This is a genomic window from Chromobacterium vaccinii, from assembly GCF_001855275.1.
In the GTDB taxonomy this organism is placed as follows: Bacteria; Pseudomonadota; Gammaproteobacteria; order Burkholderiales; family Chromobacteriaceae; genus Chromobacterium; species Chromobacterium vaccinii.
In genome coordinates, this window is sequence record NZ_CP017707.1 from 1,131,123 (window position 1) to 1,145,110 (window position 13,988).

General features: G+C 61.8%; 2 protein-coding genes. Both read right to left on the reverse strand.

What is annotated here, in order from left to right; translation table 11 throughout:
• Nucleotides 1–8 precede the first annotated feature (8 nt).
• Nucleotides 9–467 (reverse strand): hypothetical protein, encoded by a 459-nt coding sequence (locus BKX93_RS24570; protein ID WP_145929274.1) that lies wholly within the window; start codon nucleotides 465–467, stop codon nucleotides 9–11.
• Complete coding sequence (locus BKX93_RS05040) at nucleotides 464–13,981, reverse strand: two-partner secretion domain-containing protein (RefSeq protein ID WP_070979000.1); 13,518 nt, start codon at nucleotides 13,979–13,981, stop codon at nucleotides 464–466. Before BKX93_RS05040 ends, BKX93_RS24570 begins: the two co-directional genes overlap by 4 nt.
• Between the last annotated feature and the right edge of the window lie 7 nt (nucleotides 13,982–13,988).

Genomic DNA, 13,988 nt, shown 5'->3' on the forward strand with positions numbered 1-13,988 from the left:
TACGGACCTCACTCTATTATGTTAACAAGCATTGCCTCCTCAAGTTTATCAATATTATTTACATCCATCCAAAGATCCTGATCTCTAAGCACATGAAATCTAAAAACGCACACCTCACCCAGTTCTGATTCATCATAACTAATAAATACAGCTCCTTTCTCCGAAGTACACGACTTCCATTCCTTACAAAAAGACTCAAGAAATGCCATTGCCTGACCAAAAACATCAGACGGGTCATCAACAAAATCCTCTACATGGAATTTATTTATAACAGCTTCCAATCCACTCACCCCCCCACACAACTCACTACCACCAACAACATCACCACCATCCCAAAACTTTGAAAAAAAGATACAACCCTCATCAAAAACAAATCCATCATTTAAAATATCACTTAAACCGCTTCCAAGATTCCCCTCAGAAAAAGAGCTCAACATCTTAGCCATCTTCGAATTAAAAAATCTCATCTCTTAACTCCCAAATATTGCTCCAACCCTTTATGCACAGCCTTTTCAAATCTATTATCCTTCAATAAATTCTGAATGGCTTTCGGAGCCACCTCACCACGTTTCAGATCAAAAAACTGCCATGAATTTGGATCAAAAATATATTTATTTCCATCATTATCCTGATAATGCAATTGACCGGCTCGTTTCCCAGGATTAGGATTTTCCACATCAATTCTTTCTTTCCCCACCCCTTTCCAAATTGTCTTACTAGCGGTTGCAGTGCCATCTGCTCCTAAAAGTTTCCCTCCATACTTCGTGGCATCTACTGGGCAACAATTAGCGTTGTGCACCCAAATCCCAAGCTCACCCACGTGGTAAGTTTGAAATTCCGCTACCTGGATGTTGAAAACAGTTTCCCGTACGGCCTCTTTCCCCTGGCTGATCACCGTCAACAAGCCATCAGCCTTGTCCAGCAAAGTCATGCCAGGCTGAAGCAACGCCGCCTTCCTCCATCCCCAATCCTTGATCCAGAATGGGTGCTCGGCCGTCGTCCTCAACACCTCCTGCTTACCTGCCGCATCTTCCACCACGACCCTGAAAATGTCCTGATCCGCAGTGGCTTTATGAGCTACAACCGGGCGGAAGCCATACTCTCCCGTTTCATCGCTGCGCGACCAAACCAGCTCCCCACCAACAAAAGTCTCAACTGGCTTCAAGCCCTTATCGGTCAAGATCGGCGTACCTGCTACGAAACATGCGCCGTTGGTACAGAAACTGACAATCTCTGTTTTTGCCTCACTCAAATACTTGTTTGCTGCGGCAAGGTCCCCCATTGCTACTGCTGCTTTCGCTTCTTTTGCCAACGATACGAGCAGGCCTGCATCCGGTAAACCACTTGCCAGAGACAGCATGACATCCGTTGCATCCTTGGCATCTCGTAACGATAGTGCCGTACCAACAATCGGTAATTGATCCGCCAAGGTCTTCAGAGCGAAAGCGCTACCCTTCTTTTCCGCATCTTTGACGATTTTCTGGATATCCTTGCCGCCACGCACTGGAATCTGCCAGTCCGCGAAAGCATTGTTCTCCATCTCCGTCTTCGCCGCGTTCACCGTCGTCGCGGCTGTCGAAGCGCCTCCTGTCCCCACCGACACACCGGCTACTAGCGCATTGACCAGATTCTCCCGGTCCGCCTTCTGCTCGGCATTCATGTCTTCCGGCTTCAGATGCTGCAGCACATTCAACGCATTGTTCAACGCCACTGCGGAAGCTCCCCCCGCAGCTGCCGCGCCACAATTTTGTCCGCTCGCCGCAGCGCCAGCGCATCCTACTGCGGCCTGCAGCACGGTACGCAGGGCTTCCGTTTGTCCTTCCGGCATGCCATGGTTGCTGAGGTCTTGCAAATAAGCTTTTACCTCCTGCGCCCCCATTCCCTGCAGGTATGCCAAGCCCGCATTCTGCGCCATGCCGGTCAAGCCATTGGCTAGGTTACCGGTGATACCTGCCAAGATAGCTGTCGTCACTTGACCATTTTTACTGCCGGGCGCCCATTTGGCGGCATCCGCCTCAGTGTCGATAGCAGCCTGCTGAAGCTTCTGGTACTCATCGCTGTCCTTCGACATGCCGCGATCTTCTGCCTGTTTCAACTCCTCCTTCGCCGCCTTGGCCGCTTCCATCTTGTTGGAGATGAATGTCCCCACCTGCTGGTTCAGCGCGTTGGCGGCATCAAACAAGCCCTGCACTTCGCTGGCGTTGAAGTTGTTGGCCAGCTTGCCGCTGCCGTCGCGGCCAGTGCTGACGTCGCGGTTGGCCGAGGCTGCCGCCTGTTCAGCCGTTTGACCGGTTTTCGCCTGTTGCAGCGCGCTGTCGGTGATGGTCAGGCTGCCGGCGCTGATGCCGGCGCGGGTGGTGCTGTTGTCGTGGTCCGACGCGGCCATGGCCATGCCGGTTACGCCATCGGTGCCGGCGGAGACGCTGATGCTGCTGGCGGTGAAGTCGGCGTGGTTGTCGATGTCCTTCAGCACCAATGCGCCGGTTTGCAGGCTGTTCTTGCCGTCCCGCGCCGCCTTGTCGGTGCTGGCGATTTCCGCTCCGTTCAGCATGGTGGCGCCTTTCACCGTCAGCTGGAAGCCGCCGTCGCCGGCCTGGATGCCTGACTGGCGCTGCACGCTGGCGTAATCGGCGTCCATTTTCTGCTGGCTGAGGCTGACCGAGCCGCTGAAGCTGCCGTTATAAGTGCCTTCGGCGCTGATCGATTGATTCAGGCTGTGGTAGGTGTTGGTGTCCTGCAGGCTATCGATCTTGAGGTCGCCAGCGATATCGCCCATCACCTGCTGGCCGCTGGCGATGCCCTGCAACGTGAAGTTGCCGCCGGACTGCAGGTTCAGCTTGCCGCCGGCATTCAGTTCGCTCAGCTGGTACTGGCTGCTGTTGCCGTCCACGTGGCCGCGGCTGAGGCTGACATTGGCGGTGATGCCGCCTTTGGGCTTGTCTTTCTCGAAGCCGATCATGACACCCACCCCGCCACTGCTGGCGCTGCTGGTGGTGTGCTCGCTGCTGGCGCTCTTGGCCGCCAACAGGGTGATGTCGCCTTCGGCCTGCAGGGTGAGGTCTTTGCCGGCGATGAACTGCGCGCCCTTGGCGGTGATGGTGCTGTCCTTGCCCGCGCCATGCGCCAGATCCATCACATTGCCGCTGGCCTTGAGCAGGCTGCCGCTTTCGTTATGGCTGTCGCTGACGGTGGTGCTTTCGCTGCGGCTGCCGCCAATCATCAGGCTCAGTTTGATGCCGCCCTTGGTCTTCTGGCCAGCGTCGCTCATCGCTTGCTGGTAGGCGGTGTAGCTGTTGTAGCCGGCCAGCGCGGCGGTGGCGGTGGACAGCGCCTTGACGCGGTCGTCCTTGCTCTTGAGCGCGGTCTCGGTGGCGGACTCCATCGCCTGCAAGCCGTTGATCAGCGGGCTGGTGAGCTGCAGCGTCAGGCCGCTGGACTTGCTGACGGTCTTCTGCACGCTGTGCCAGGTGTCCACCGCCACGTCCAGGTTCTGCTTCTTGGCGTCCAGCAGCAGATTGCCGCCGGCGGTGACGTCGCTGCCCTGCAGGGTGAGGGTGTCGCCGGTCTTGATGTTCAGATTGCCGCCTATGCTGCCCACCAGGCTGCGGTTCTGGCTTTGGGTGGTGCCCGCGCCGTCCATCTGCTGCGTCAGTTCCTTGCTGCCGATAGTGAAGCCCAGGCCGCCGCCGGAGAACAGGCCTGAGGTCTCCTCTTTGTGGTACTGGAACAAGCGGCTGGTATCGGTGCCGGAAGTGATGTTGAGATTGCGGCCGGCGTCCAGCGTCACGTCGCCGCTGCCCGCCACCTGGCTGGCGTGGATGTTGATGTCGCGCTGGCCCTTGAGGATCAGCGTATCGGCCGATACCGTGCTGCCAGCTTCGTGCGTGCTCTCGTGGGCCACGATATCGGTGGTGGTGCTGCTGCTGAACCAGCCGCTGGAGTGGTGCACGGTCTTGCTGTAATCGCTGTGCCGCTCCTCGGCGCTGCCGAGCGTGACGTCGCGCCCGGCCACCAGCGCTTCCTGGCCGTTGCTGGTCAAGCTGGCGGCCTGGGTGGAGATGTCGCGCCCCGCCTGCAAAATCAATCCGCCCTCGCCATGCGCGGCGGTGCCGTGCTGGGTGAGGTCGTAGTTGTTGCGGATGGTCTCGCCCCAGGTGTTGTCGTTGCGGCTTTCCGTCGCCACCGCGCCCAGCTTGATATCGTTGCCGGCGGACAGGGCCAGCTTGCCGCCGCTGGCCAGGCTGGCGCCGTTAAGCAGCGCGTCGCCGCCGGCGCGCAGTTGCAGGTCGCCCTTGCCGGCCAGGCCGGCCACGGTCAGGCTGTCGGCTTGCCAGTTATGGCTGTTGCCCCAGTTGTAGCCGATGTCGTGCTGGGTATTGACCTCGCTCTGCACGCTCAGCTGCTTGCCGGCCAGGGCCGTCAGGCTGCCGCCGGTGGATTGCGCGGTGGAGCCGGTCAGGCTCAGGTCGCCGCCGGCTTTCAGCAATACATCGCCGCCGCCTTGCAGCAACGAGGCATTGCGGGTTTGGCTCAGCGTATCGTAGCCGCCGCCCCACCAGCTGCCCGCACCGTGCTTGCTGTCCAGCGTGGACTCCATGGTCAGGCTGCCGCCGGCGGAGGCCAGCACGCTGCCGCCCGCCTTGGCGGCGCTGCCGGACAGGGTCAGGTCGTTGCCGGCGGCGAGCGCCAGGCTGCCGCCGATATTGAGCTGGCTGCCGACGTGGTCGGCCTGCTGGTATTGGTAGCTGCTGTACCAGTTGCCGCCGCCCAGGTCATAACGGGTTTCGCGGCTGAGGATGTCCAGATCGTGGCCGGCCTGCAGGCTGGCGTTGCCGGCCGCGTCGATGGCCGCCGCCTGCAGTTTCAGATCATTGCCGGCTTGCAGCTGCAAGTCGCCGCCGGCCCTGACGCTGCTGCCGGCCTGGCTGTGCTGGCTGTCGTCGGTGATGGTCAGGTTCTGCGCGGCGAGCAGGCCCAGATCGCCGCCGGCCTGCACCTTGCCGCCTTCGATGCGGATATTGTTGGCCTGCGCCAGCAGCGCGGTGTCGGACTTCAGCGTGCCGGTGTTGACCAGATCGCCGCTGGCCAACAGGCTCATGCTGTTGCCGGCCAGCACCGCGCCTTGTCCACGCAGCGATTTCTGATCGGCATTGGCCAGATAGACCATGGGCACCAGCACGTCCTGGCCGCCCACGTTCTGCTTCACCAGCCACACCATGTCGGACGTCAGCTTGGCCATCTGCTCGGCCGACAGCGCCATGCCCGGCGTCAGCTGGAACTGCTTGGCGTACTGCGCGCCGTTGCTCATCAGCTGCTGGTATTGCTGCATCGCGCTGCCATAGCCGGACAGGAAGCGCTTGCCGGTCATGTCGGTGACGGCGCGGGTGACCAGCTGCTGCTCGTAGAAGCCGTCGCCCAGGCGCTTCTCCACCTTGCTCGGGTCGTAATTCAGCTGCTTGAGCAGGTAGTCGGACGAGATGAAATTGCTGTACTGGGTGAATTGCGGGTTGGTTTCCACCAGGTAAGGCTGCTGCGGTGCCGGCTTGGCGTGGAACAGGCCGTTGTCCGGCACGGCGTAGCCCTTCTCCACCGGATTGGCGGCCTTGGCGCCGCCAGCGGACAGGGTCACCTGCTGGTTGGCTGGGGCCGGAGGATAAGCCTTGGCCAACTGGCTAGCCGCGGCGGCATCGACCCCGCCATTCTTCAGTTTCTGGCCATCCGCGCCGGACAGCGCGCCGTTCAACTGCGTGCCCTGGGTCTGGCCCACCATGCCCTGCAGGCTCTTGCCCGCCTCGCCCTGCACCGCAGTTCCGCCCAAGGCCTGGCCGGCCACGCTGGACAGCGCGCCGTTCAATTGCGCGCCCTGCGCCTCACCCACGCTGCCTTGCAAAGTTCGACCCGCTGTCGCGGCCTGCTGGCCGGCGCCATTGATCGCCTGCCCTTGGGTTTGGTTGACCGCTGACTGGTTATTGACGGCATTGCCGGTCACCGTGGACACACTCACCCGCGCCGCGTCCTTGCCATTGACGATGGTGGGGGCTTGTAGGCTTAGATGTTGGTTGGTGGAAAAAACAGCATCAAGGGAGCCTATTTTTTCTACTTGCTGCCTTGTAGATGAGTCACTCCACTCTTTATAGTAATTACCAGGAAATCCTTTATAGAAACTAGTCTCAACAGTCACTACCGTCTTATTCAAATCCTGCCCAACATTTTGAAGAGTTCCACTTACATGAGCATCACCACCAACATTGACTGAGCTATATCTATTCTGAAAATCATTTACATTTACAACCAAACCAGACCCAACCAATAAATTAGCTACTCGCGGCTGCGCAGATACCTGATCCTCTACAACTGCAATATCAGACACTCTTTTATACTCATCCAGCTTTACGGACACCCCCAAATGAGCACCCAATTCATACGGGGTGACATACTTACCATTATAAAGAACATTCTCTTGACTATATAGACCACCACCATAACCACTTGCAAAAGAAAAATCCGCGACAAACAATATATTTTTCGTCGAGTCGAATCTCAAGCCATCATTAAAATAGCGATAGCTTATTCCATCATTAGCACACACCGTCCTACCACCAGAATCACCGACACTCTCACAAGTTGGTTCCTTCACCACTTTTGTTGGAATAAAAAAAGCATCTTGCACAATAGTTCTTTTAGTAGAGGTTTTATTAACAGAAACCGGATTCGACTCATTACTCACCCTCCCGGCCTCAATAAACATATTCCCATCCGACTGCAAGGTCGCGATGTGATTCACCACCTGCCCCACCGCCGCGCCGGATTGTCCAATCCGCATATCCCCCTGGCTATATAACCAGGCGCCGTCATGGTTATTCAGCGTGCCGCCGATATTCAGCGCCATGCCCCCGGCCGAAGCCAGCAGCGCCTTGCCGCCGCTGTTGTCCAGGCTGCCGGCCTGGATGGCGATGTCGCCGGCGGTGATGGAGGCGGTATTGCTGAGGCTGGCGGCATGAATGTCCAGCGCGCCCGCGCCCAGGCTGCCGGCATTGACCAGGCTCTGGCTGAGCTGGGTGCTAAGCGTGCCGCCGATGTTGACGCTGCCGTTGTTGGTCCAGTTGACGCCCGTCAGGCTGAGATTGCCGCTGCTTTGCAGCTGGCCGTTATTGACCAGGTTGCCGCTGGCGCTGACGCTGAGGTTGCGGTTGGCTTGCAGCTGGGTGCCGGCGGCGTTGACGAAGTCGCCCTGCAGCTTCAGCGACAGGTCTTGCCCCGCCAGCAGGCTGCCGGCATTGGCCAGCGACACCGTGTCGATGGCTAGGTTGCGCTGGCCGTAGACGCTGCCGCCGCCGTTGTCCAGGCCCTGCGCTTTCATCTGCCAGTTGCCGTTGCCGGCGATCTGGCCGCCGTTGACCAGTTGGCCGGTCACGGTCAGCCGGCTGTCGCCGGCGCCCAGCGCCAGTACTTTGCCGCCGGCGTTGCGCAGGCTGCCGCTGTCCAGTTGCAGCGTCTGGCCGGCTTGCAGCAGGCCGCCGCTGTTGTCCAGGCTGCCGGCGTTCAGCGTCAACGCGCCGTTGCTGCCCAGCGTGCCCTGCTGGTTGTTCAGCGCCTTGCCGCTCAAGGTCAGGTCGCCCTGGCTGCTGAGCACGCCCTGGTTGTTGTTGAGGTCGCCTGCGGTCACTTGCAGCTGGCCGCCGGAGGTGATCTTGCCCTGCTTGCTGTTGTCGATCTGGCCGCTGATGGCCAGCGTGGCCTGCCCCGCGCCTGCCTGGCCGATCTGGCCATGCTGGTTGCCCAGGCTGGCGGCGCTGAGTTTCAGCAGGCCGGCCTGCAACGTGCCGCCGCCGTTTTGCGCGTCCTGCTTCAGTTGGACATCCAGCTTGGCGGCGCTTTGCAGCATGCTGCCGCTGTTGTCCAGTTGATTGGCGGTCAGCGTCAGGTTGCCGTTGGCGGCCAGCGCGCCGGCGGCGGAGTTGTCCAGCTTGCCATCCAGCTGAATCCGGCTATCGCCGGCGCCCAGCCCCTTGATTCCGCCGCCGCGGTTATCCAGGCTGGCGGCGTCCAGTTGCAAGCTGTCGCCCTGCACTACCCCCTTCTGGTTATCCAGCGCGCCCTGCAAGGTCAGCGTCAGCGCCTGGCCGCTGGCCAGCGTGCCGCCCTGGTTGTTCAGATCCTGCCGCACAGTAAGGGCCTGCGCGCCCTGGCTGCCCAGCGTGCCCTGGCGGTTGTCTAGCTGGCCGGCGTCCAGCGTCAAACCGCCGTTGCTCAGCAACTGGCCCTGCTGGTTGTGGAAGGCCTGGCCGATCTTCAGCTTGGCCTCGCCGGCGCCGATCTGGCGGATGTCCCCGGACTGGTTGCTGAGGGTGTCGGTCTTCAAGTTCAGGCCTTGGGCGGCGATATGGCCGCCATCGTTGGTGAGCGTGCTTTGCTTGCTCAGCTCCAGATGGCTGGCTGCCTGCAGGGTGCCCTTGCTGTTGTCTATCGTCGCCGCGTTGACGGTCAGGTCGGCGTTGCCGGCGACCTTGCCCTGGTTATGCAGCTCGCCGCTGACATCCACCTTGCTCGCCGCGTTCTTGCCCAACGCCAGGATCTGGCCTTTGTCGGCGTTGGTGAGGCTGCTTGCCGTCAGCTGCAGATCCTTGCCCGATTGAATCGTGCCAGCAGCGTTCTCCAGCGTACCGGCGCTCAGCTTCACTTGGCCATCGCTGCCGACAACGCCATCGTTATGCAACAGGGTGCTGGCGGTGAGGTCGACGCCCTGGCCGCCGATCAGGCTGCCCTTGCTGTTGTCGAACGTCTTCAGCTGGCTGGTGAGTTGCTGCTGGGCATAGATCTCACCCGCCTGGTTGCTGAGCGAGTCGGCGTTCAGCTTCAGACTTTGGCCGGCGATGTGGCCGCCATCGTTGATCAAGCTGGATTGTTTCGACAGGTCGAGATGGCTGGCCGCTTGCAGCGTGCCCTTGGCATTGTCTATCGTCGCCGCGTTGACAGTCAGGTCGGCGTTGCCGGCCAGTTTGCCCTGGTTGTGCAGCTCGCCGCTGACATCCACCTTGCTCGCCGCGTCTTTGCCCAGCGCCAGGATCTGGCCCTTGTCGGCGTTGGTCAGGGACGCGGCAGTCAGTTGCAGGTCCTTGCCGGACTGAATGGTGCCGGCGGCGTTCTCCAGCGTGCCGGCGCTCAACTTGACTTGGCCATCGCTGCCGACCACGCCGCCATTGTGCAGCAGGCTGTTGACAGTGAGATCGACGCCCTGGCCGCCGATCAGGCTACCCTTGCTGTTGTCTAGGGTCTTCAGTTGGCTGCTCAATTGGCCTTGAGCATACAATTCACCGCCCTTATTGCTGAGCGAGTCGGCATTCAGCTTCAAACTCTGGCCGGCGATATGGCCGCCGTCGTTGGTGAGCGTGCTTTGCTTGCTCAGCTCCAGATGGCTGGCCGCCTGCAAGGTGCCCTTGGCGTTGTCGATGCTGGCTGCGTTAACGGTCAGGTCGGCATTGCCGGCCAGCTTGCCCTGGTTATGCAGCTCGCCGCTGACGTCAACAGTGCTGGCGGCGTTCTTGCCCAACGCCAGGATCTGGCCCTTGTCGGCGTTGGTCAGGGACGCGGCAGTCAGTTGCAGGTCCTTGCCGGACTGGATGGTCCCGGCGACGTTCTCCAGTGCGCCGGCAGTCAGCTTCACCTGGCCATCACTGCCCACCACGCCGTCGTTGCGCAGCAGACTGCTGACGGTGAGGTCGACGCCCTGGCCGCCGATCAGGCTACCCTTGCTGTTGTCTAGGGTCTTCAGTTGGCTGCTCAATTGGCCTTGAGCATACAATTCACCGCCCTTATTGCTGAGCGAGTCGGCATTCAGCTTCAAACTCTGGCCGGCGATATGGCCGCCATCGTTGATCAAGCTGGATTGTTTCGACAAGTCGAGATGGCTAGCCGCTTGCAGCGCGCCCTTGGCATTGTCTATCGTCGCCGCGTTGACAGTCAGGTCTGCGTTGCCTGCCAGCTTGCCCTGGTTGTGCAGCTCGCCGCTGACATCCACCTGGCTCGCCGCATCCTTGCCCAGCGCCAGGATCTGGCCTTTGTCCGCGTTGGTCAGACTCGACGCGCTGAGCTGCAAGTCCTTGCCGGACTGGATGGTGCCGGCCACATTCTCCAGAGTACCGGCGCTCAGCTTCACTTGGCCGTCGCTACCCAATACGCCGTCGTTGTGTAGCAAGCTGCTGGCGGTGAGATCGACGCCCTGACCGCCGATCAGGCTGCCCTTGCTGTTGTCGAACGTCTTCAGCTGGCTGGTGAGTTGCTGCTGGGCATAGATCTCACCCGCCTGGTTGCTGAGCGAGTCGGCGTTCAGCTTCAGACTTTGGCCGGCGATGTGGCCGCCATCGTTAATCAAGCTGGATTGTTTCGACAGGTCGAGATGGCTGACCGCTTGCAGCGTGCCCTTGGCATTGTCTATCGCCGCCGCGTTGACAGTCAGGTCTGCGTTGCCGGCCAGTTTGCCCTGGTTGTGCAGCTCGCCGCTGACGTCAACAGTGCTGGCGGCGTTCTTGCCCAACGCCAGGATCTGGCCCTTGTCGGCGTTGGTCAGGGACGCGGCAGTCAGTTGCAGGTCCTTGCCGGACTGGATGGTCCCGGCGACGTTCTCCAGCTTGCCAGCCGTCAGTTTGACCTGGCCATCACTGCCCACCACGCCGTCGTTATGCAACAGGGTGCTGGCGGTGAGATCGACGCCCTGGCCGCCAATGACACTGCCCTTGGTATTGTCGAGGGTCTTCAGTTGGCTCATCAGCTGCTGCTGGGCATAGATCTCGCCGGCCTGGTTGCTCAGCGAGTCGGCATTCAGTTTCAGGCTCTGGCCAGCGATATGACCACCGTCATTGGTCAGGCTGGTTTGCTTGCTCAGCTCCAGATGACTGGCGGCTTGCAGCGTGCCCTTGGCGTTGTCTATCGTCGCCGCGTTGACGGTCAGGTCGGCGTTGCCGGCCAGTTTGCCTTGGTTGCTCAACTCGCCGCTGACGTCGACCTGGCTGGTAATGTTCTTGCCCAACGCCAGGATCTGGCCCTTGTCGGCGTTGGTCAGAGACGCGGCAGTCAATTGCAAATCCTTGCCAGACTGGATGGTGCCGGCGGCGTTCTCCAATTTGCCAGTCGTGAGTTTGACCTGGCCGTCGCTGCCCACCACGCCGTCGTTATGCAACAGGGTGCTGGCGGTGAGGTCGACGCCTTGGCCGCCGATCAGGCTGCCCTGGGCATTGTTCAGCGTCTTGAGCGTGCTGCTCAGCTGCTGCTGGGCATAGATCTCACCCGCCTGGTTGCTCAAGCTGTGGGCGTTCAGCTTCAGGCTCTGGCCTACGATATGGCCGCCATCGTTGGTCAGCGTGACTTGCTTGCTCAGCTCCAGATGATTCGCCGCCTGCAGCGTGCCCTTAGCGTTATCCATGCTGGCTGCGTTGACGGTCAGGTCGGCATTGCCGGCTACCTTGCCCTGGTTGTGCAGTTCGCCGCTGACATCCACCGTGCTCGCCACATCCTTGCCCAACGCCAGAATCTGACCCTTGTCGGCGTTGGTCAGACTCGACGCGCTAAGCTGCAAGTCCTTGCCGGACTGAATGGTGCCGGCGGCGTTGTCCAGCGTGCCGGCAGTCAGCTTCACTTGGCCGTCACTGCCGACCACGCCATCGTTGCGCAACTGGTCCGAAACGGTCAGATCGATACCCTGCCCGCCGATGACGCTGCCTTTGCTGTTGTCGAGCGTCTTCAACTGGCTGATCAGCTGCTGCTGGGCGTAGATCTCACCGGCCTGGTTGCTCAGGCTGTCCGCCTTAAGCGTCAGACTCTGGCCGGCGATATGGCCGCCGTCGTTGGTCAGGCTGGTTTGCTTGCTCAGCTCCAGATGGTTCGCTGCCTGCAAGGTGCCCTTGGCGTTGTCTATCGTCGCCGCGTTGACGGTCAGGTCGGCGTTGCCGGCCAGCTTGCCCTGGTTGCGCAGCTCGCCGCTGACATCCACCTTGCTCACCGCGTCTTTGCCCAGCGCCAGGATCTGGCCCTTGTCGGCGTTGGTCAGGGATGATGCGCTCAGTTGCAGATCCTTGCCCGACTGGATCAGGCCGGCGCCGTTGTCGAGCGCGCCGGCCCTCAGGTCCAACTTACCGTCGCTGCCCAGCACGCCGTCGTCGTTGTTCAACTGCTGGCGCGCGTCGACGGATGCCGACAGGACGCCGACCAGCCGGCCCTGGCGGTTGTCCAGTTGCGCCGCCTGCGCGTCCAGCCGGCCATCGCTGGCGATGCGGCCTTGTTCGCGGTTGTCGAGCGCGGCGGCGCTCAGGCGCAGCGCTCCGCCGCCGGCGTGACTGATTTCGCCGCCGCGGTTGTCTAGGTTGCCGCTTTGCAGCTTCAGACCGTGGCCGGCGCTGGCGAGCAGGCCCTGGCGGTTGTCGGTCTCGCCGTTGATGCGCCAGGCCGAGTCGGCTTGCCCGGTCTGCACGATCTTGCCCTGGCGGTTGTCCAGCGCGCCCAATTGCAAATCCACCTGGGCGGCGGCGAACTGGCCGCTACGGTTGTCGAGCTGGCCGTCGAGAGTGAGCCGGGCGGCGCCGGCGGCGCTCAGCCGGGCCTGCTGCGCGTTCACGTCGCCGGCGGCGCGGATGTCCAGCGCGCCGTGGCTGGCGCTGACCGTGGCGTGAGACAGATCGGCCTGGCCAGCCTTCAGACTGACGTCGCCGCCGGCCAGCAGCTGACCGCTGTGCTGCAACATGCCGGCGCTGGCCACCGCCAGCCGGCCATGGTCGGTCAGCTTGCCGTCGGCCTGGGCGCCGGCCGCCAAGGCGCCGTCGCCTTGCAGCGAGCCTGTGTTCAGCGTGAGGTCCCCGCCGGCGCTGAGCGCCTGATGCAGCGTGGTCTGGCCGGCGATATCGGCCTGGATCGCGCCCTCGGCGCGGGTGACGCCGTCGTGCCGCAATTGGCCATCGGCCTGCAGGATCAGATTCTGCTGGCTATGGGTCTGGCCGCGCAGGATAAGGTCGCCGGCGCTGGTCAACTGCAGATCGCCGGCCTGGGCCGCCATGGTGCCCAGCTGATTGACGCCGACGCCCTTCTCGGTGCCCACCAGCTTGATGGCGTTGGCGTACATGCCGCCCAGCTGCGCCACGTCCAGCGCAAAGGCCGGGGCGTCGCTCGGGCTTGCCGCCAACGGCTGGGCCGCCAGCGTGGCGGCGTCCACCTGATTGCGGCCCAGCACCAAGTCCAGCTTCTGCGCGTACAGATTGGCGTTGATCGATACCGCTCGGCTGATGATGGCGAAGCTGTCGACATTGGCGGCGTTGAGGCCGGCGCCATCGATGCTGACGCGGCCGCCGGCCACCTGGTAGCCGGTCAGCGCGCCTTGGGCGTTCAGCTGCGGCGCGCCGGTGGTCAGCGTGACTTGCGGGGTGTTGATGAAGCCGCAGCCGCTGCAGCTGATGCCCCAAGGGTTGGCGATCACCACCTGCGCGCGCTGGCCTGCCACTTCCAGGTAGCCGCGCAGCTGCGAGGGGTTGGCCTGCGTCACTTCGTTGAGGATGATGCGGGCGCTGCCGTTCTTCAGATTGGGGTTGCCGCTGATGTAGCCGGCCAGCTGGGTATTGACGTTGACCGTGCTGTTGTTGAGCAGCGCGCCGCCGGGGCCGACGTTGAATTGCTGGTACTGGTTGTGCGATACGCCGGCGGCGGTGGGCGCGGCGATCTGCACCACCGGCAAGCCGTTGGCCGACTGGATCACGCCCGGCTGCTTGCCCGCCGGCGCGTGCGGGTCAGCGGCGATGTCGGCCGCCAGGGCGCTGCTGCCCAATCCCAGGCCGATCAACAGCACGCTGAGGCGCAGCGAGAATGCCTTGGACGCCGCCGCCAGCGTGGCGGCGACGCTCTCCGCGCCATTGCCCTTGCCCTGTCCGCTGGCGTCTTCCTGCACCACCATCAGTTGGCCGCGGGATTGGTTGAAGATGATCCGATAAAAGTGTTTGTTCATGATGTCA

Bases quoted from the DNA above. Each gene is read 5' to 3' on its own strand.
- BKX93_RS24570 (WP_145929274.1), bottom strand. From the start codon at position 467: ATGAGATTTTTTAATTCGAAGATGGCTAAGATGTTGAGCTCTTTTTCT.
- BKX93_RS05040 (WP_070979000.1), bottom strand. From the start codon at position 13,981: ATGAACAAACACTTTTATCGGATCATCTTCAACCAATCCCGCGGCCAA.